Source organism: Sphingosinicella sp. CPCC 101087, from assembly GCF_004151485.1.
GTDB lineage: Bacteria > Pseudomonadota > Alphaproteobacteria > Sphingomonadales > Sphingomonadaceae > Allosphingosinicella.
Map to the genome: position 1 here is coordinate 69541 of NZ_SBFF01000006.1, position 19792 is coordinate 89332.

The 19792-nt window shown below is 65.7% G+C and carries 18 protein-coding genes; 11 read left to right on the forward strand and 7 right to left on the reverse strand.

Features of this window, described 5'->3' with window-relative positions; translation table 11 throughout:
* Position 1 precedes the first annotated feature (1 nt).
* Together EKM57_RS10535 and carA are read right to left on the reverse strand one after the other, a co-directional pair.
* A complete protein-coding gene (locus EKM57_RS10535) occupies positions 2–487 on the reverse strand; it encodes a hypothetical protein (RefSeq protein WP_129792464.1) in 486 nt (161 codons plus the stop codon).
* On the reverse strand, positions 484–1656 hold the full coding sequence (gene carA, locus EKM57_RS10540) for a glutamine-hydrolyzing carbamoyl-phosphate synthase small subunit (RefSeq protein WP_129792465.1): 1173 nt from the start codon (positions 1654–1656) through the stop codon (positions 484–486). The genes EKM57_RS10535 and carA overlap by 4 nt, the downstream gene beginning before the upstream one ends.
* Positions 1657–1799: 143 nt before the next feature.
* Between carA and EKM57_RS10545 the strand changes: the two genes are divergently transcribed.
* From EKM57_RS10545 to rpoD, 3 genes are all read left to right on the forward strand, one after another.
* Positions 1800–2252 carry a GatB/YqeY domain-containing protein gene (locus EKM57_RS10545; RefSeq protein WP_129792466.1) on the forward strand — a complete coding sequence of 151 codons (453 nt, stop codon included), beginning with the start codon at positions 1800–1802 and terminating at the stop codon, positions 2250–2252.
* A gap of 399 nt (positions 2253–2651) precedes the next feature.
* Entirely contained in the window at positions 2652–4517 is a 1866-nt protein-coding gene (gene dnaG / locus EKM57_RS10550; RefSeq protein WP_129792467.1) for a DNA primase, read from the forward strand.
* Between the two features lie 30 nt (positions 4518–4547).
* Positions 4548–6563: an RNA polymerase sigma factor RpoD gene (gene rpoD, locus EKM57_RS10555; protein WP_129792468.1), complete on the forward strand. Its 2016-nt coding sequence runs from the start codon at positions 4548–4550 to the stop codon at positions 6561–6563.
* A 39-nt stretch (positions 6564–6602) separates the two neighbouring features.
* Here the strand turns inward: rpoD and EKM57_RS10560 are convergent, their stop codons facing one another.
* Entirely contained in the window at positions 6603–7322 is a 720-nt protein-coding gene (locus EKM57_RS10560) for a TylF/MycF/NovP-related O-methyltransferase (protein ID WP_165357339.1), read from the reverse strand.
* 144 nt (positions 7323–7466) lie between these two features.
* On the opposite strand from EKM57_RS10560, the gene EKM57_RS10565 reads away from it, so the two are divergent.
* The 3 genes from EKM57_RS10565 to EKM57_RS10575 all read left to right on the forward strand — a co-directional run bounded on the left by EKM57_RS10565 (position 7467) and on the right by EKM57_RS10575 (position 9886).
* Positions 7467–8138 carry a hypothetical protein gene (locus tag EKM57_RS10565; protein ID WP_243450990.1) on the forward strand — a complete coding sequence of 224 codons (672 nt, stop codon included), beginning with the start codon at positions 7467–7469 and terminating at the stop codon, positions 8136–8138.
* Positions 8139–8227: 89 nt separating this feature from the next.
* Complete coding sequence (locus tag EKM57_RS10570) at positions 8228–8944, forward strand: MOSC domain-containing protein (RefSeq protein WP_129792470.1); 717 nt, start codon at positions 8228–8230, stop codon at positions 8942–8944.
* 99 nt (positions 8945–9043) lie between these two features.
* Positions 9044–9886 carry a MoxR family ATPase gene (locus tag EKM57_RS10575; protein WP_129792471.1) on the forward strand — a complete coding sequence of 281 codons (843 nt, stop codon included), beginning with the start codon at positions 9044–9046 and terminating at the stop codon, positions 9884–9886.
* 29 nt (positions 9887–9915) lie between these two features.
* Here EKM57_RS10575 and EKM57_RS10580 read toward each other — a convergent pair whose 3' ends face one another.
* Complete coding sequence (locus tag EKM57_RS10580) at positions 9916–11316, reverse strand: methyl-accepting chemotaxis protein (protein WP_129792472.1); 1401 nt, start codon at positions 11314–11316, stop codon at positions 9916–9918.
* 111 nt (positions 11317–11427) lie between these two features.
* Positions 11428–11607: a glutathione S-transferase family protein gene (locus tag EKM57_RS10585; RefSeq protein ID WP_243451004.1), complete on the reverse strand. Its 180-nt coding sequence runs from the start codon at positions 11605–11607 to the stop codon at positions 11428–11430.
* A gap of 176 nt (positions 11608–11783) precedes the next feature.
* On the opposite strand from EKM57_RS10585, the gene EKM57_RS10590 reads away from it, so the two are divergent.
* Positions 11784–12965 carry a VWA domain-containing protein gene (locus EKM57_RS10590; protein WP_129792473.1) on the forward strand — a complete coding sequence of 394 codons (1182 nt, stop codon included), beginning with the start codon at positions 11784–11786 and terminating at the stop codon, positions 12963–12965.
* A gap of 71 nt (positions 12966–13036) precedes the next feature.
* On the forward strand, positions 13037–14254 hold the full coding sequence (gene tyrS, locus EKM57_RS10595) for a tyrosine--tRNA ligase (RefSeq protein WP_129792474.1): 1218 nt from the start codon (positions 13037–13039) through the stop codon (positions 14252–14254).
* Positions 14255–14497: 243 nt separating this feature from the next.
* Here the strand turns inward: tyrS and EKM57_RS10600 are convergent, their stop codons facing one another.
* On the reverse strand, positions 14498–14800 hold the full coding sequence (locus EKM57_RS10600) for a PspC domain-containing protein (protein ID WP_129792475.1): 303 nt from the start codon (positions 14798–14800) through the stop codon (positions 14498–14500).
* Positions 14801–15103: 303 nt separating this feature from the next.
* On the opposite strand from EKM57_RS10600, the gene EKM57_RS10605 reads away from it, so the two are divergent.
* Both EKM57_RS10605 and EKM57_RS10610 read left to right on the forward strand, forming a co-directional pair.
* On the forward strand, positions 15104–16603 hold the full coding sequence (locus EKM57_RS10605; RefSeq protein WP_129792476.1) for an ATP-binding protein: 1500 nt from the start codon (positions 15104–15106) through the stop codon (positions 16601–16603).
* A gap of 123 nt (positions 16604–16726) precedes the next feature.
* A complete protein-coding gene (locus EKM57_RS10610) occupies positions 16727–17110 on the forward strand; it encodes a hypothetical protein (RefSeq protein ID WP_129792477.1) in 384 nt (127 codons plus the stop codon).
* 101 nt (positions 17111–17211) lie between these two features.
* On the opposite strand, the gene recG is transcribed toward EKM57_RS10610, so the two are convergent.
* The gene (gene recG, locus EKM57_RS10615; protein ID WP_129792478.1) at positions 17212–19269 is read right to left on the reverse strand and encodes an ATP-dependent DNA helicase RecG; all 2058 of its coding nucleotides are present in this window, start codon (positions 19267–19269) and stop codon (positions 17212–17214) included.
* A 255-nt stretch (positions 19270–19524) separates the two neighbouring features.
* Between recG and EKM57_RS10620 the strand changes: the two genes are divergently transcribed.
* Positions 19525–19791, forward strand: coding sequence for a succinate dehydrogenase assembly factor 2 (locus EKM57_RS10620; protein ID WP_129792479.1), 267 nt, complete (start codon positions 19525–19527; stop codon positions 19789–19791).
* The last annotated feature ends 1 nt before the right edge of the window (position 19792 follow it).

Here is a 19792-nt window from a genome sequence, read left to right on the forward strand (position 1 = left end):
CTCAGTCCGAATCAGAGGGCGACGCAGCGAATCCAACCGGGGCTCCGGTGTGATCGGCCCAGTCGAGGAGACAACGAAACTGAGAATAGGTCGCACCCCTGTCGAGCAGGGTCGCACGGACGCCTCTATCGGTCTGAAAGGTCCATTCCAGATCCCGTTCCGGGTCGAGGCTGCAGGCCCGCGCCTTGGCGTCGACGACCTCCCGGCTCGCGCTGCGGCCATCGGGCCAGAGGAACAGGTGTCGGCTATTGGCCATCGCCCAGCGTTCCACGCAGTGGAGCCGCTCGGCGCCGAGACGTTCCTCGGTCCCATCGCGCATATGGATGAACGTGGTTCCCTCGATGTCGTGGGTCCAAAAAAAGTCGTCGAACGTGGCGCCGCATTGGCGCAGGCTTTGCTCGACCGGCGAGACTTCACCGACCGGCTGGGCTACGGCAGCAGCGGACCAGGCCAAAATGAGCGTGGCCGCCAGGCTGAACGCCTTCACCGGCTCTTCTCCAGCTGATCCACGAACTTTCCGAACAAGTAGACGCTGTCCTGCGGCCCCGGGCTCGCCTCGGGGTGGTATTGGACGCTGAACGCCGGCCGGTCGGTGAGCTCCATGCCGCAATTGCTGCCGTCGAACAGGCTGATATGGGTCTCGCGCACGTTCGCCGGCAGGCTCTCCTTCTCGACCGCGAAGCCGTGATTCATGCTGGTGATCTCGACATGGCCGTCCGCCAGCCGCTTGACCGGGTGGTTGGCGCCGCGATGCCCCTGGTGCATCTTCGAGGTCCGGCCGCCGACGGCGAGGCCGAGCAGCTGGTGGCCGAGGCATATCCCGAACAGGGGCTTGCCGGTGTCGAGCAGTTTGCGGATCACCGGCACCGCATATTCTCCGGTCGCCGCCGGATCGCCGGGGCCGTTGGACAGGAAGATCCCATCAGGCCGGTGCGCCATCACCTCGTCGAAGCTCGACGTCGCGGGAAGCACGGTGACCCGGGCACCGGCATCGGCGAGGTTGCGGAAGATGTTGCGCTTGGAGCCATAGTCGATCGCGACGACATGGGGCAGAGCCTCGTCATGCGGCCGCTCGGCATAGCCCTCGCCCAGGCTCCAGCGCCCACCCGACCAGCGGTACATCTGCCGGCAGGACACGTCTTTCGCCAGGTCCATGCCCTCGAGCCCGGGCCATTCGCGCGCCTTGCGCAGCAGCGCCTCGACGTCGAAGCGGCCCCGCGAATCGTAGGCGATCACGCCGTTCGGAGCACCTTCCGTACGAATCTTGCGGGTCAGCGCGCGCGTGTCGACGCCGGACAGGCCGACCCGATCGTTGGCCTGCATCCATTCGACGAAGGTCTGGACCGCGCGGAAATTGCTGGGCTCGGTGACATCCTGCCGGACGACGCAGCCCAGCGCCCAGGGATTGTCGGCCTCCAGATCCTCATAATTGGCGCCGACATTGCCGATGTGCGGGAAGGTGAAGGTGACGATCTGGCTCGCATAAGAGGGATCGGTCATGACTTCCTGATAGCCGGTCATCGAGGTGTTGAAGCAGACCTCGCCGACGGCTTCGCCCTCGGCGCCGAATCCCCTGCCCCAGATCACGCTCCCGTCGGCCAGGACCAATACGCCCGTCGCTCCATTCGGCGCGGGCGAGGCTTTGGCGTCGGCCATGTTGGCTGGCACTCCTTCGGGTGGTCTGGCGATGTCGCTAAGGCTCGTCCGCTAGTGCGCCGCCGAGGCACCGTCAATCTGTTAAAGACGCCGGCACGGCACTAAGTATCCCCGTTCCGGCAACGCCATCTCGTGAGAGCCCCATGATTCGCGACCAGATCAAGTCGGCGCTGACCGGCGCCATGAAGTCGGGCGACAAGCCCCGCACGGCCACCCTCAGGCTCGTCCAGTCGGCGATCAAGAATCGCGACATCGAGCTTCGTGGCGGCGCCGCGCCCAAGGACGACGACGCGATGGTGACCGAGGTGCTCCAGAAGATGATCAAGCAGCGCCGCGAGTCGATCGACATGTACAAGAAGGGCGGCCGCGAGGAGTTGGCCGCCGCCGAGGCGGCGGAAGTCGAAGTCATCGAGGAGTTCCTCCCCAGCCAGATGAGCGACGAGGAGATCGGCGCGGCGATCGACGCCCTGGTCACCGAGACGGGTGCCGATTCGGTCAAGGACATGGGCCGTGTCATGGCGCTGATGAAGGAGCGCCACTCCGGCCAGCTCGACATGAGCAGGGCCAGCCAGATGGTGAAGGCGAAGTTGAGCTGAAGCTTCCTCCTCCCGGCGGGGGCTTGGGGGTAGGAATCGCCAAGCGCCACGCAGACCGACGAAACCCACCCGGACCTTCGCAAAAATGCTACTGGCCGGGAGCGACGCTTGTGGCTGGAGCTTCGAAGCCGGCGGGGCGCAAGCTTGACCGTCAGTTCCAGTTGAGCTCCGTCCGGCGACGCCGGAAGCGCGTGATCGAACTGGACGATGGTCAGCATTCTGCCAATGTACGAGATGCGAGGGGACGCGGTTCATTGAAGCGGCAGGAAACCGGGTGATCCGATTCCGGAATCATGATGGAGAGGAGATTCTCGAGGCCCTGCTGCGGCTGCAGGCGATCGGTTCCGTGCCCGGGGCCTGCCCACCCCCCGATACCGTCTCTGTCGGGGGGCGAAAGCGGTGACCTTCTCCCCGGCCTTTCTCGACGAGCTCCGCGCCCGCACCTCCCTCTCGGCATTGATCTCGCGCTCGACCAAGCTTCAGCGGGCCGGGCGCGAGTGGAAGGCCTGCTGCCCATTCCACAAGGAGAATAGCCCGAGCTTCACGGTGAGCGACGAAAAGGGATTCTACCATTGTTTCGGCTGCAGTGCTCATGGCGATGCAATCCGGTGGCTGACGGATGCGCGCGGACTTTCCTTCATCGATGCCGTGAAGGAGCTGGCCGACGCGGCCGGAATGGAGCTGCCGGCGCCGGATCCGCGCGCTCGCGAAAGGTCCGAGCGGGCGGCGGGGCTGCATGAGGTTGCCGAGGCGGCACAGCGCTGGTTCGTCGAGCAGCTCGGCGGGATCGAGGGCGCCGCGGCACGCGCCTATCTCGACGGCCGCGGCATCGACGCGGCGACCAGGACCCGTTTCGGCTTCGGCTTCGCTCCCGATTCGCGCGGCAAGCTGCGCACCGCCCTGAAGGCGATCGGCAACGACAAGCTTGCGGAGGCCGGCCTGCTCATCGCGCCCGAAGAGGAGCAAGGCGCCAAACGTGAGCCTTATGATCGCTTCCGCGGGCGGCTGATGATCCCGATCCGGGACCCGCGCGGGCGGGTGATCGCCTTTGGCGGCCGGATCCTCGGCCCCGGTGAGCCGAAATATCTCAACTCCCCCGAGACCCCCCTGTTCGACAAGGGGCGCACCCTGTTCAATCTCGACCGGGCCGGCCCTGCCGCGCGCGAGGCGAAGAGGATAATCGTCGTCGAAGGCTATATGGACGTCGTCGCGCTCGACCAGGCCGGAATCGCGGAGACCGTGGCGCCGCTCGGCACCGCACTGACCGAAGGCCAGCTCGGCCTCCTCTGGCGCTTCTCGCCGGCACCCATCCTCTGCTTCGACGGCGATGCCGCGGGTCAGAAAGCGGCCGTGCGCGCGGCTCTGCGGGCACTGCCGCATGTCGGCCCCGGCCGGTCGCTCGGCTTCGTCACCTTGCCTCCGGGCGAGGATCCCGACGACCTCGTCCGCGCACGCGGCCCCGCGGCCTTCGAAGCGTTGCTCGAGGCGCCGGAACATCTCGTTGACCGGCTTTGGCGCCACGAAGTGGAGGCAGAATCTCTCGTCACCCCGGAGCAGCGCGCCGGCCTGCGCCGCCGGCTGCTCGACCATGTGTCGACGATCGCCGATCCCGACGTTCGCGACCAGTATCGCAGCGAGATGCTCAAGCGCTTCGATGCGCTGACGCGCCCGCAGCAGCCGGCACGCCGGCCTTGGACCGCACAGCGCCCCTGGTCCGGGACGGCCGGCCGCTTCGTTCCGCCGCCCCGCCCTGCTTCGGCCGAAGCCAGGGCCGTCGGGCGGAGCGGCCTGGACCCACAGCTCGGCCGGGCCGTCCTCCTCGGGCTTGTCCGATTTCCGGATCAGATCGGTGAGCATGCGGAGGCCGTCCACGATCTGCCGTTGACCGACCCGGATGCGGTCCGGTTGCGCGACCTGATGCTCGAAGCGGCGATGACCCACAGTCCGCTTGATCCTGACACGCTCCATACCATATTGGCGGCGAAGGGTGCGGCAGGTCTGCTCGAGGCGCTCGGCCTCAAGCGAGGGCTTGCATTTTCCTTCACGCGACGTGATGCCGATCCGGAGCGGGCATGTCGGGACCTCGTTCGGGTCATCGAGACTCTGGCGGCACGTCCCGGGCTCGACGCCGCACTGGAAGCGGCCACGGCGCGGCTGAAGGAGACTGGGGACGAAGCGGCGTTCCAGGAGCAACAGCGGCTCCGGACGGCTCGGGACGAGGCGGACAGGCAGCTAGCGACATTGATCGACGGCGAGACGGACTAATAGCCCGATCTTTTGGTATAAGGCGTTGGAATGGCGAAGACGAACACGGCGGAAAGCGAAGAGAAGAACGAGGCGGGCGATGCGCCGCTCATCGATCTCAACGAGGCGTCCATCAAGAAGCTGATCGCCCGTGCCAAGAAGCGCGGCGTGATCACCTATGACGAGCTCAACGAGGCTCTGCCGCAGGACCAGATGTCCTCCGAGCAGATCGAGGACATCATGTCCGCCCTGAACGACATGGGCGTGAACATCGTCGAGAGCGACGACGGAGACGAGGACGAACCGGAGGTCGACAACGGCCTCGAGGAGGCGGCCGAGGGCGGCGAGACCTTCGTCATCGAGAAGAAGAAGGAAACGGTCGATCGTACCGACGATCCCGTGCGCATGTACCTGCGCGAGATGGGCGCGGTCGAATTGCTCTCGCGCGAGGGCGAGATCGCGATTGCCAAACGGATCGAGGCCGGCCGCGACACGATGATCTGGGGGCTTTGCGAGAGCCCGATCACCTTCAACGCCATCATCCACTGGTCGAACGCGCTCAACAACGGCCACATGCAGCTTCGCGAGATCCTCGACCTCGAGGCGATGCTGTCCAAGGGCCCCACGCCCGAGCAGGTCGAAGGCGCCGAGTCCGAGACCGGCGACATCTCCGAATCCACCGCCGGACCCTCCTTCAAGGAGGAAGAGGATGTGGAGGAAGTCGCCGAGGAGGAGGACGAGGAAGATTCGATGGTCGAGCGGCGCACCCAGCGTCCGGTCGACGAGGATGACGAGGACAACACGCTCAGCCTCGCCCAGATGGAGGAGACGCTGAAGCCGGCGGCTCTGGAGAAGTTCGCCCGCATCACCGACCTCTACAAGAAGTTCGCGAAGCTCCAGGGCACGCGGATGGAGGCGATGAGCGCTGGCCAGGAATTCCCCAAGGCCGACGAGAACAAGTATCACAATCTGCGCGAGCAACTCACCGCCGAGGTGGAGAGCGTCCAGTTCCACGGCGCCAAAATCGAATATCTCGTCGACCAGCTCTACAGCTACAACCGCCGTCTCACCACTTTGGGCGGGCAGATGCTGCGCCTCGCGGAGCGCCACAAGGTGCCGCGCAAGGCCTTCCTCGACGCCTATATGGGCCACGAGCTCGACGAAGGCTGGGCCGAGCGCGTCTGCGGCCTGGACAAGAAGTGGGCGGCCTTCTGCGACAACGAGTCGGAAGCGATCGAGCGGATCCGTGCGGAGATCGCGGAGATCGCCCAGGCGACCGGCATGTCGCTCGGCGAGTTCCGGCGCATCGTCAACATGGTCCAGAAGGGCGAGCGCGAGGCACGAATCGCCAAGAAGGAGATGGTCGAAGCCAATCTCCGGCTCGTCATCTCGATCGCGAAGAAATATACCAATCGCGGGCTGCAGTTCCTGGATCTGATCCAGGAGGGCAATATCGGCCTGATGAAGGCGGTCGATAAGTTCGAATATCGGCGCGGCTACAAATTCTCGACCTATGCCACCTGGTGGATCCGGCAGGCGATCACCCGTTCGATCGCCGACCAGGCGCGGACTATCCGGATCCCGGTGCACATGATCGAGACGATCAACAAGCTGGTCCGAACCAGCCGCCAGATTCTCCACGAGATCGGCCGCGAGCCGACCCCCGAAGAGCTGGCCGAGCGACTGTCGATGCCGCTCGAGAAAGTTCGCAAGGTGATGAAGATCGCCAAGGAGCCGATCAGCCTCGAAACTCCGATCGGCGACGAGGAAGACAGCCATCTCGGCGACTTCATCGAGGACAAGAATGCCGTCATCCCGGTCGACGCCGCGATCCAGGCGAACCTCAAGGAAACGGTGACCCGAGTGCTCGCCAGCCTCACGCCTCGCGAGGAGCGCGTGCTGCGCATGCGCTTCGGCATCGGCATGAACACCGACCACACGCTAGAGGAGGTCGGCCAGCAGTTCAGCGTCACTCGCGAGCGAATCCGCCAGATCGAGGCCAAGGCGCTGAGGAAGCTGAAGCATCCCAGCCGCAGCCGGAAGATGCGCAGCTTCCTGGATCAGTAACCTCCCTCCCCTCCCTTCGGGGAAGAGGGAATTACGCGCCTAATTCTTCCTGAGGATCGGGTTCGGGCCGTTTTCGAAAGCGAAATCGGCCCTTTCCCCCAGGAACTCATCGACGGCCGTCCGGCAGCCGCCATAAGCGTGGTAGTCGTCGATCACCAGCAGGCCCCCGGGGCTCAGCCTGTCCGCCACCGCCTCGAGGCAGAAGCGCACCGGATCGTACCAGTCGCAGTCGAGGTGGGCGAAGGCGACCCGCTCTATCGCCACCTCGGGCCAGGTGGCCTCGAACAGCCCCTTGTGAAGGAAGCGGCTCCTGCCGTCGACCGGAAGACCGTGGCGAGCGAACGCCGCCTTCACGTCGCCGAGCAGGTCCGGGCGGTAGCCGTAATAGGTCTCTCCGGCGATCCCCGACGCCTGGCCCGAGCGGATGACCTCGAACCGCTCCTTGGACTTCACGTCATCCTTGTCCGACGTCGGCGGAGGAATCATCTCGAAAACGTCGAAGCCGTGAAAGTGCCGCCCCTCGGCCTGCGCGGCGATGACGATCGCGCTTCCCCCGAGCGCGACGCCGAACTCGAGGAAGTCGCCCGGCACGCCAGCGACGCTGCGGAGGGCCTGCTCGATTCGCTTCATCTTGTCGGGGCGGAGGTAGGTCAGCCCCTCCTTGCGGACCGAGTGCGCCAGTGACGGCCTGCCAAGAAGTGAGCGCACAGCGGAAATGACCATCTCGACGAAATAGATGAGCGGCTCGGCTATGATCAACTTCCGTTCGTCGCCCGGCGGAGGCGACACGGCTCGATGCCGCCCGGGAATCGATCCGAGCCTGCGTAAACCTCCTCTTTACGGCACCTGCTGTACGCCCGCCTTTCAGCACAGCGCCGCATCGCGGCGTCCGGAGGCAAGGGAATGGCATTTGTTACGGTCGTCAGGCCAGGCGGCAGCGGCACCGGTGACTTGCTCATCGGATGCGTCGCCGAACATGGCAGCGCGGCCCATCCTTACTTTTCCAGCGCGGCGCTGACCAGCGGGCCGGAGAGCGCCCGTAATCTCGCCGATGCCGTTCATTTCCTGTGCTCGCTCCACGGGCGGCATCCCGGCGTGGTGGACCACGCGGCCGGCCGGCCCATGGACGACACCGCGCGCGCATGGCTTATCGCCGCCGGCGAGGCGATGGCGACCGAGCGCCTCTGCCTTACCCAACTCGCGGTCGCGGTCGGACCGGTTCCGAGCACCCCCGGCGGCGGCGCAAGCGAAGCCGCTGTCATCGGCCAGCATAATGCCCTTACCACACTTGCGCAGTCGGAGCGCCGCGGCTGCGCTCTCGGCGCCTCGCTCGCCTTTGCGATCGACTGGTCGCCGGTTCGCGTGCTGCTGGAGGCCGTCGGGCGCCGGCTCGGCGTCGACCTTCCGCCTTGCCGGCTGAGCGACGAGGACGAGCTTCGCTCCGTCGCGGACCTGGCCGGCCAGTCGCCCGCGACCGAACGTGCCCTGCTATTCGGAGCCCAGCAGCTGTCGCTGCAGCATCGCGGCCTTTGGGACCTGCTCGAAGCGCGCCAGCAGGCACGGCTCGAAGGCTAACCTAGCTCACTCCCGGGAATCTCGCTCTCTCGCCGGGAGTAAATAAGCGCGCCATTGCTGCCTCCCCTCCTCCCCTCTAGGCAGCAGTCATGGTAGAAATCGTCGGCCGCGTGCTCGAGCTCAACCGCTTTCCGGTGAAGTCCATGGCGGCCGATCCGGTGACTTCGGCCGAAGTGGATTGGCAGGGGATCGAGGGAGACCGCCAATATGCCTTCTACCGCACCGAGGACCCATCGAGTTTCCCCTGGCTGACCGCGCGCGAATGGCCCGAAATGGTCCGTTTCGCGCCGCGGTTTCGCGACCCCGGCGAACCGAAGATCTCGCCAGTGGACGTTCGCGGCCCCGACGGTCGCTGGCAGCCGCTGCACGATCCCGAACTGCTCGCTCGCCTGGCCGCCGGAGCTGGCTGCGCCCTCGGGCTCCTCCAGCTCGGCCGCGGCACCCATGACGCGATGCCGGTCTCGATCGCGACCACTGCCACGCACGAGGCGCTCGATGCGGCCCACGGGACGCCGCTGGACCGCCGGCGATTTCGAACCAACATCGTCATCGAAAGCGACCTGCCGGAGAAGGATTGGGCCGGCCGTCGGCTCGGCTTCGGCGGCTGGGACGATTCGGCACAGCTGCTCGTCACCGACACCATTCCCCGCTGTGCCTTCATCACCATCGATCCCGACACAGGCGATCGCGATCCGACCGTGATGCGGACGGTCGCTCAGAAACTCGGCAACCGTATCGGCATCTACGCCACCGCGGCGCGGCAGGGACAGGTCAGGCTCGGTGACAAGGTGATGTTGCTCGACTGACCGATAGGCGTGGCGGCGGCCCCCCTGCCCCTGCTCTGCCTTGCCCCTGCCGATGCCTTTGGCTTATGGCCGGCCTGACGTTTACGTAAAGGGCCGGACATGCGTTTCGAGGGCACCAGCAATTATGTCGCGACCGAGGATCTCAAGGTTGCCGTCAATGCCGCCGTCACGTTGAGACGGCCGTTGCTGGTCAAGGGCGAGCCTGGAACCGGCAAGACCGTGCTCGCTCATGAAATTGCCGGAGCGCTCGGCGCGCCGCTGATCGAATGGCACGTCAAGTCGACCACCAAGGCGCACCAGGGCCTCTACGAATATGACGCGGTAGCGCGGCTGCGCGACGGACAACTCGGTGATCCGCGGGTCCACGAGATCGCCAATTACATCAAACGGGGTAAATTGTGGGAGGCGTTCACCAGCCCCGAACTCCCGGTCCTGCTCATCGACGAGGTCGACAAGGCCGACATAGAGTTCCCGAACGACCTTCTCCAGGAGCTCGATCGAATGGAGTTCCACGTCTACGAAACCCGCGAGACGATTGTTGCGAAGGAGAGGCCGATCGTCGTCATCACCTCGAACAACGAGAAGGAGCTGCCTGACGCTTTCCTGCGCCGGTGCTTCTTCCACTACATCAAATTCCCCGACCGGGAGACGATGCAGGCCATCGTCGACGTTCACTTTCCCGGCATCCAGACGACGCTCGTTCAGAAGGCGCTCGACATCTTCTACCAGGTTCGGGACGTGCCCGGCCTCAAGAAGAAGCCGTCCACCAGCGAGCTCATCGACTGGCTGAAGCTGCTCCTCCACGAGGACATGCCCCTGGAAATCCTGCAGTCCCGTGATCCCGCCAAGGCTATCCCGCCCCTGCACGGCGCCTTGCTCAAGAACGAGCAGGACGTGATGCTGTTCGAGCGACTTGCCTTCATGAGCCGGCGAGGACAATAGCCGGCGCTCCTCGAGGAAAGAGAGCGGCTCTATTCGTCCCGGTAGGCCAGCTCGAAATTGCCCCAGCGGCGGCCGCCGAAATAGAGCGGCACGAACACGTTCTTGACCGCAAGATAGCGGCCGTTGCCCAGCTCCATTCCGTAGGTGGCGAGCATCGCCTCCTTGTCGCTCGCGATGGCGCGGCGGGTGATGTCGTCGATGAAGTTGCGGCGATTGCGGCAATGCTCCGCATTCCATTCCGGATCGTCGCGCTGCGGCTGGGAGCGCGCGGTGATATGGGTCGGGAGATAGCCGTTCACGTCGGTGATCGCGCAGGCGATCAGCCGGGGCTCTTCGCTCATCGCCCGGTCCAGGATGGGCCGGATCCAGCTGTCGGCGAAGTCGCAAAAGCGGGTCTCGTACTGGATCGGGTTGGTGCCCGGCATCGGCACGTAATTTGTGTCGAAAACGGATTCCATGTCGATCTCACCGCGCTGAACGGCGCGCTCGACTAGGGTCTGCACTTCGACCATTCCCGCCTTGGCGAACTCGATGAACGGCGTATCGTCGATCCTGACGCCGCAGCTCGCCAGCAGGTCGAGCATCTCGTTCGACCGCAGTTCCAGCCGGCTGAGGCGCTCGCGCGTCGTTCGCAATTCCCCACCATTGGCGCGCGCATCGGCGGCGAAGGAGGAAAGGCCGCTCTTCACGCTGTCGACGCTCTGCTCGATCAAACTGGTGGCCTGCGCGATCCCGTCGGTCTGGCGGTCGACCAGGGCCACGATATCGGCGACGTCGCGGACGGTTTCATTGATCGTCGAGAAGCTCGACTGGGCCACACGGCTCTTCTCGACGCCGACCTTGATCTCGGAGGTCACCGCTTCGGCTTCGCGGGTGAGCGAGGCGATGGTGCCCGCGATCTCGCTGGTCGCCGCTCGGGTATCGTGGGCGAGCTTCTTCACCTCGGCCGCGACGACGGCAAAGGAGCGCCCGGCCTCGCCGGCGCGAGCCGCCTCGATCGTCGCGTTGAGGGCGAGCATGTTGGTCTTGTTGGCGATGGTCTCGATGCTGGCGGAGACGTTCTGGACTCGCGTCATCGCCTCGGCGAAGCCGGCCATCCGGTCACCGAGCTGGACGACCAGGTCGGTAAGGCCCGAAAAGACCCGGATCGTGTCCTCGATAGCGCCGCGGCCCTGGTCGAGCTTGCCGCGCGCCTGCTCCGCCAGGACCCGCGCTTCGTCGGTGGAGTCCGACACCCGGGCCTGGTCGGCGAGCAAGCGCGTCGTCACCTCCTCCAAGGAATCCAGCATCTTGAGGTTGGCGGAGATCCGCTCGTTGACGCCGGCGACGTAACCGGCGACGTCGCTGCACTCGATTGCCAGCGAACCGCAGTTGCGTGCGACCTCGTTGATCGCCGCCCCGTCAGTCCTTTCGACGGCCGAACTTGCCACCGCTTATCCCTCTTCACCTTTGCGCTCGGGAAAGCGCTACGCCTCATTGGTTGAAACGATGTTAAGTACCGGCGGCGGGGGGCCGCGCCAGGGCCTCGGCCCCCTGCGGCTTCAGCCTTTCCATCGGCACTTCGGCGAACATCCGCTTCGCCGCCAGCCGAGATACTCGCAGATCACCGTGGATCCGGTGATCACCCGGCCGCCGTCGACCAGCGCCGGCGCCTGGCCGTTGGGGTTGATCGCCTCGAACCAAACCTCATGATGTTCAAATTGTGCAGGATCGAGGCTTATGCCTTTGACTTCCCGCCCTTCCGATAGAGCGTGAGCAAAGGCTTCAAGGCATTGGCGCCCGGGCCGAGACTGTAGAGTGTCAGCATCCCGTCCTCCGTCCTTTGTATGTGTTGCATCCCGCCCCTGAGCGCTCGATCAAGGTGGCGCGAAGGCGGCGGACAAGGTAGACCGGAGCGATGTTCTTCTCCTTCGTCGACGAGCTTCGCGCCGCGGGGATTCCGGCCTCCCTGAAGGAACATCTGACGCTTCTCGAGGCCCTGGATTCCGACGTGATCGCGGCCCGGCCGGAGGAATTCTACTATCTCGCCCGAGCTACCTTCGTGAAGGATGAAGGTCTGCTCGACCGGTTCGACCGGGTGTTCGGTAAGGTGTTCAAGGGCATCGAGGCCGTCTACGGCACCGACGCCGCGCCGATACCCGAGGATTGGTTGCGCAAGATCGCCGAGCTCTATCTGACGCCCGAGCAGATGGAGGAAATCAAGTCGCTCGGCTCGTGGGAAGATATCATGGAGGCGTTGAAGAAGCGGCTCGAGGAGCAGAAGGAGCGGCACCAGGGCGGCAGCAAATGGATCGGCACCGCCGGCACCTCCCCCTTCGGCGCCTATGGCTACAATCCCGAAGGCGTGCGGATTGGCCAGGAAGGCGGCCGGAATCGCAGCGCGATCAAGGTGTGGGACAAGCGCCAGTTCCGCAATCTCGACAGCAACGTCGAGCTCGGCACCCGGAACATCAAGGTCGCGCTGAGACGTCTGCGCCGCTTCGCGCGCGAAGGCGCGGCCGAGGAGCTCGACCTCGACGGCACGATCGATGGCACCGCTCGCAAGGGCTGGCTCGACATCCGGATGCGTCCCGAACGCCACAATGCCGTGAAATTGCTGCTGTTCCTCGACGTGGGCGGATCGATGGACCCCCATATCAAGCTGATGGAGGAATTATTCTCGGCCGCCACGAGCGAGTTCAAGAATCTCGAATTCTTCTATTTCCACAACTGCCCCTACGAAGCAGTCTGGAAAGACAATCACCGCCGCTTCCAAGAGCGTACCCCGACCTGGGAGGTGCTCCACAAGTTCGGTCATGACTATAAGGTCATTTTCGTCGGCGACGCGTCGATGAGCCCCTACGAAATCACCCATGCCGGCGGCTCGGTGGAACATCATAATGACGAAGCGGGTGCGGTTTGGCTGAAGCGCATGACAGCTACCTACCCGGCGGCCGTCTGGCTAAACCCGGTGCCGGAGCCCTATTGGAGCCATACCGGATCGATCCAGATCGTCCGCGCGCTGATGCAAGACCGCATGTACCCGCTGACCCTGGCGGGGCTCGATGACGCGATGCGGATCTTGAGCCGCAAGAACTGAAATTCCCGAAGGACGGGTGACGTGGACCGAACGGGTTTGTGGTTGACGACGCACATGCTAACCGCCCGGCCATGACCGCCTACCAGTCCGATCTCCTCCGCCTGCTCGACGAGCGCGGCTACATCCACCAGGTCACCGATCCGGAGGGCCTGGACGGCCTGGCGGCGCGCGAGATCGTGCCCGGCTATATCGGCTTCGATGCGACGGCGCCGTCGCTCCATGTCGGCAGCCTGGTCCAGATCATGATGCTGCGCCGGCTCCAGCAGGCCGGACACAAGCCGATCGTGCTGATGGGCGGCGGAACGTCGAAGATCGGCGACCCCAGCTTCAAGGACGAGGCGCGAAAGCTGCTCAGCGCCGAGACGATCGACGCCAATATCGCTTCGATCAAGCGGGTGTTCGAGCGGTTCCTGACCTTCGGCACCGGGCCGACCGACGCGATCATGGTCGACAATGCCGACTGGCTCGACAGGCTGGAACATATTCCGTTCCTGCGCGAGATCGGCCAGCATTTCTCGGTCAACAGGATGCTGAGTTTCGACAGCGTGAAGCTGCGGCTCGACCGCGAGCAGTCGCTGAGCTTCCTCGAATTCAACTACATGATTCTCCAGGGATATGACTTCCTCGAGCTGTCGCGTCGTCTCGGCTGCCGGTTCCAGATGGGCGGCTCCGATCAGTGGGGGAATATCGTCAACGGCATCGAGCTCGCGCGGCGGGTGGACGGTACCCAGGTGTACGGGCTTACGACGCCGCTGATCACCACTGCGGACGGCGGCAAGATGGGCAAAACGGCGCAGGGGGCGGTCTGGCTCAATGGCGACCAGCTCAGCCCTTATGATTACTGGCAGTTCTGGCGGAACACCCAGGATGCCGATGTCGGTCGCTTCTTGAGGCTGTTCACCGACCTTCCGCTGAGCGAGATCGCACGGCTCGAGGAGCTTCAAGGCGCCGAGATAAACGATGCCAAGAAGATCCTCGCCGATGCCGCCACCGCCATGGCGCATGGCGTCGAGGCGACGTTCGAGGCGGCCGAAACGGCCCGTCGCACCTTCGAAGAAGGCGCGGCCGGCGAGGCATTGCCGACGCTGAAGATCGAGGGCGGCACCACCCTGGTCGAGGCTTTGGTCGGTCTCGGCCTCGTCGCCTCGAAGAACGAGGCTCGCCGCCTGATCGCTCAGGGCGGGGCGCGGATCGACAATCGCCGCGTGGACGAAGACGTGCCGATCGCAGTCACCTGCGACGTGCGGATATCAGCCGGCAGGAAGAAGCATGGCCTGCTGACGCCCTGAAGGCCGAGCGACTGCGGCTCGTGCGCGCCGGAATCGTGCCGCTGGCGCGCCTAGAAGATCAGCGCGACGATGATGATGACGAGTATGAGTCCGCCCAGGCTGATGCTGATCGTCCGGTTCATCCGATACCTCCTCTTTCCGGCGACCAACTCATTCGGGAACGGGTCCGTTCCAATACGCGCCGCGGCCTATAGCCTTGGAGAAGAAAATGCAGTCTGTGGCCAGGCCGTCCGCAAATCCCGATCAGGCTGCGACCGGCAGCGCCTCCGCATTGTCATTGTCCCGGGCCGGCTCGGCCTCTCCGCTCTTGGCGGCTTGCTCGGGGGCCGTCGCCGGACGAGGGTTCGGAACGATCAGGCGGCTGACCATGACGATCGCTCCAAGGCCGAGATAGGCAGCGACGACGGCGGCGGGATTCCACAGCAGCGAAACCGAGAATGCGACCCGGAAAAAGGTAGGATTGATCCCAAAATCCTCCCCGAGGCCCTCGCAGACTCCCAGGAACGTGTCGTCGCGGGCGATGAGCCAAGTCCGGCCATTCTGCATCGATCTACTCCTCTGGCGCGGCGGGCCATCTCCCGCCTGGACACCTGCCGCTCAGCACGATGCGTGCCAGACCACAGGGATCGTGGATTTTCAGGGAGTTAGCGGCCGGGTAGCCGTGATTTTGCCGGCCTCGGCGTGGACGATTCACCAGAAGTTGGGAAAAGCCACCAGGGGTAGAGCCCGCGACGGAGGCCGACGGGTCCATCGAGGGGGCTCGCATTTCGAGCGGTCGATGTGCCGCCTGCATCGGCATTCACCTCAACGCGCTTGCCGCCACCCGCCGCCATCGTCCAAAGCTCTGCCATGACAGCCAGAATCGACATGGGCACCGACAGCGGCGGCAGCCCCGTCCTTATGGACCTCGAAGAGCTGCTCGCCACGCGCCTCCTCGTTCAGGGCAATTCGGGATCGGGCAAGTCGCATCTTCTGCGCCGCCTGCTCGAAGGCAGTGCAGGCCTCGTCCAGCAGGTCGTCATCGATCCCGAGGGTGACTTCGTCTCCTTGTCCGAAGCATTCGGCCACGTGTCGATTGATGCCGCCGAATATAGTCTGCCCGACGTCGCCCGCCTCGCCGTCAGGATTCGCGAGCATCGCGCTTCGGTCGTGCTCAACCTCGAAGGGCTCGAACTGGAGGAGCAGATGCGCTGCGCCGCCGCCTTGCTCGGCGGTCTGTTCGAGGCACCGCGCGAGCTCTGGTATCCCGCTTTGGTCGTCGTCGACGAAGCCCAGGTCTTCGCACCGGCGGGCGCCGGTGACGTTTCGGACGACGCCCGGCGGGCATCGCTGGGGGCGATGACGAACCTCATGTGCCGCGGCCGCAAGCGCGGGCTCGCCGGAGTGATCGCCACCCAGCGCCTCGCCAAGCTCGCCAAGAATGTCGCCGCCGAAGCCTCCAACTTTCTCATGGGCCGCACCTTCCTCGACATCGACATGCTCCGCGCCGCCGACCTGCTCGGGATGGAACGGCGCCAAGCCGAGGTGATCCGGGACCTTGAACGTGGTCAGTTCCTCGCGCTCGGTCCGGCCATCTCGCGCCGCCCGATCAGCGTCCGCATCGGCGCGGTGAAAACCGCTGCGAAGAGCGGCAGCCCAATGCTCATCCCCCTGCCCTCCGCGCCGGCCGCAGACATGGAGGATCTGCTGTTCGCGCCGGGCACGAATGAGCCGCCGCCTCCGCCGCCTCCCCCGCCGCCGGCAGTCCCTGCCGACGACATCATCCGCAATCTCGCCGCGCCGGCGCCGCCCCCGGTGCCGCAGACGCCGGTCATCGGTCCGGAGGAGCAGGAGACGGTCGTTGCCGAGATCTTCGCCGAGATCGTCGCCGAGGGCGGGCAGCACCCGCCGGCCTCGCTCTACCAGGATTTCCAGCTTCGCTGCCGCATGCGTGGAGCCAGCGCTGCCTTGGATATGACGGAGTTCGGGCGCCGACTCGCGATGGCCCGCGCCGGAATCGCCGATCCGGACGACTATGAGGAGTCGATCGCGCTCGGCGCCTGCCTACCCGACGAGATGCTCGCGCCCTTTCTCGCCATCGCCGTCGCGGCGCGCCAGGGCGCGGACTGTCCGTCAGACGCGGCACTCGCCGCACTCTATGGCACCAGTTCGGCCGGCCGGGCCCGAAGGATGCTGGCCTTCATCGAGGAGAAGGGCCTGATCGTCTGCCGTACCGACCTTTCCGGCCGGCGCTCGATCACCCTGCCCCATTTGGGCTGGACCACCGCCGCTGCCCCTCCCGACCCGTCCACCCCGTCGCGCCTCGCACGGATCGACGCCCGGCCGCGCCGATCGGCGACCGGAAGATAGGCTGCATGCGTCGCGGTGATGCATTAACGATGAAAAAAGCTTGAAATTATTTCGTCATTGACCAGATAGGAATCAGGTCGCCGCTTCCTCTGAGCGACATCCATCCATAACAGCTAAAGTCATATGGCCACCTTACCCTGCCCGTCCGATTTCACGGATCACGCACCCATAAAGACCAATCGCCAGCTCGCCGAGAAATATGGCGTCGGCGAGAAGACGATCACGCGCTGGCGCAAGGAGACGGGCTGCACGGCCTCGATCCGGCCGTTCGCGAGCGCCGCTTTGCCCAAGCAGCACGTGCCGGCGATCAGTCCGGGCGTCGCGAGCGAGGCGGCCCAGTTCCTCCGCAAGACCCATCGTCCGGTCTACCACCGGATCATCGAGGGCAAGGAGTTCCGCGGACAATATGTCGTCGGGACCCAGGTGCTCAGCGAGGAAGAGATCGTCGCGCTCGCCGAGGAAAAGGGCTTCCAGCCCTATAACAGCCTCTTCGACCTGGCGAGCTGAGCCCTTCAGCGATTCATTCTGTGCGATCGTCCCCTTCCTGCGCGCAGGGAGGGGAAAGGTCGCTTAGGAGCCATCGCCGGGACGCGATCCCTAGCGTCGCCTTACCCCGCCCGTAGCAGCCCCACCGCCGCGTCCCGCTCCATCAGATAGAGCAGGATTCGCGCCGCCTGGCCGCGCGGGCCTTCGAGGCCGCCGTCCCGGTCGACGAGCAAGCGGGCATCGTCCATCGCCGGCTGGGCCAAAGCGGCCGTCTGCTCCGGGCCGGCGAGCCGGAACGCAGCCTCGCCCGACTGGCGGGTGCCGAGTATCTCTCCGGCGCCGCGCAGGCGCAGATCCTCCTCGGCTATTCGAAATCCGTCGTTGGTCTCGCGCATCAAGGCGAGTCGCGCCCGCGCCGTTTCGCTGAGCGCGCCGCCGCGCAGAAGCAGGCAGATGCTGTGCTGCTCGCCGCGGCCGACGCGTCCGCGCAGCTGGTGAAGCTGGGCGAGGCCGAACCGGTCGGCATGCTCGACGACCATCAGCGAGGCATTGGGCACGTCGACGCCGACCTCGATCACCGTCGTCGCGACCAGAACGGCGAGGTCGCCGCGCTGGAATGCCGCCATAACGGCATCCTTTTCGGGGCCCTTCATCCGCCCATGGACGACCCCGACCTTGTCGCCGAACCGGCGGCGAAGCGTCTCCGCCCTGTCCTCCGCCGCGGCAAGATCGCTGGTCTCGCTCTCCTCGACCAGGGGACAGACCCAATAAGCCTGCTTGCCGGCGGCGATATGGCGGCCGAGCCCGTCGACTACCTCGGCCAGTCGCTCGTCGCTGACGACGCGCGTCTCGATCGGCTGGCGCCCGGGTGGCATCTCGTCGAGCCGGCTGACGTCCATCTCGCCATAGTGCGTGAGCGTCAGCGTTCGCGGGATCGGAGTCGCGGTCATCACCAGCAGGTGGGGCGGCCGCTCGGCCTTGGCGGCCAGCATCATCCGTTGCGCGACTCCGAAGCGGTGCTGCTCGTCGACCACCGCCAGGCCGAGCCTCTTATAGGTCACCGCCTGCTGGAAGATGGCGTGCGTGCCGACCAGGATATGGATCGACCCGTCAGCCAGCCCCATCAGGCAGGATTCGCGCACCTTCCCTTTCTCGCGCCCGGTCAGGACGGCGACGTTGACCGGCAGCCCGGCAAGCTGACGCGAGAGCGTCTGGTGGTGCTGCCGGGCGAGGATCTCGGTCGGGGCGAGCAGGGCTGCCTGCGCGCCCGCCTCGACTGCAATCAGCATCGCCATCAGCGCCACCAGCGTCTTGCCCGATCCGACGTCGCCCTGGAGCAGGCGCAGCATCGGCATCTCCTGCTGGAGGTCGCCCTCGATCTCGGCTACCGCCCTGTTCTGGGCGCCGGTCGGGCTGTAGGGCAGCTTGAGCTGGTCGCGCAGCCGGCCGTCGCCGTGCAGCGGCACACCCTTGCGGCGGCGGGAGGAGGCACGGACCAGGCTCAGCGCCAGCTGGTTGGCGAACAGCTCGTCATAAGCGAGCCGGTCGCGCGCCGCTGTCGCGGCCGGATCGCGATGCGCCGTCGCCAGCGCGTCGGCCCAGTCGGGCCAGCCGCGGCTCGCCTTCAGGCTCGGCTCGATCCATTCGTCGAACTCGGGGCGCCGGTCCAGCGCCTGGGCCACGAAGTCGGCCAGCCTCTTGTTCGAAAGCCCTTCCGACAGCGGATAGACGGGCTCGCGCTCGGGGATCGCTGCCGCTTCCTCGAGCGGCAGCACATGGTCCGGATGGACGATCTGCAGCTCCTGACCATAGCGGTCGAGCTTGCCCGATACGATGCGCGCCGTGCCGAGCGGCAGCTGCTGCCTCGCCCAGCCCGGATTGCGGAAATAGATCAGGGAAACCTGGCCGCCGTCGCCGTCCTCGGCATGAACCCGGAACGGGCCGCGCGCGCCACCCTGGCGATAATCGCGCGGCGTCAGGACGACGGTGATCGCCCGGCCGACGTCGACCGGATCGAGCCGATCCACCCGCTTCCGGTCGATCCACCCGGCGGGCAGGTGAAAGAGGATGTCGATCACCCGGTCGAGCCCGAGCCGGTGCAGCGGCTTGGCGAGCTGGGGACCGACGCCCTTCAGCACCTCTATCTCGGCGAACAGGGAATTGAGAGTGTCTGGACGCATGCCGGCCATGTCTAGCCGCGCGCCGAACCGCCGCACAGTCTCCCATTCATGTTCGCCGCTCCGGCGGAAGCGGTGCGGCTGATCCGCGCGCATTTTCGCCCACTCCGGCTCCCCGACAGCTCGCTGGATGGATGAAGGTCGATATCGTCGCGCCTACATTCCCCGCTTCAATGTTCCGGTGGCTCGCACTACATAGCCCGAACCCCCACCGCCGACGGGATTGAGCAAGCCCGCCGGCCCATTGCCTATGGATCCATGGACCGGTCAGCCCGCCTCAAGCGCCTCCGTTTCCGCGCCTGGCATCGCGGCACCCGTGAAGCCGACCTGCTGATCGGCGGCTTTTTCGATCGCCACCACAAAATGTGGAGCGAGGAGGAAATCGGCTGGTTCGAGCGCCTGCTCGAGGAGCAGGACGTCGACATCATGGCCTGGGCGATCGGAACCGCCGAGCCTCCGGCGCGCTTTCAGGGCCCCCTGATGGCGGGACTCAGGCAGCTGAACTATATAGAACGACCGGAATAAG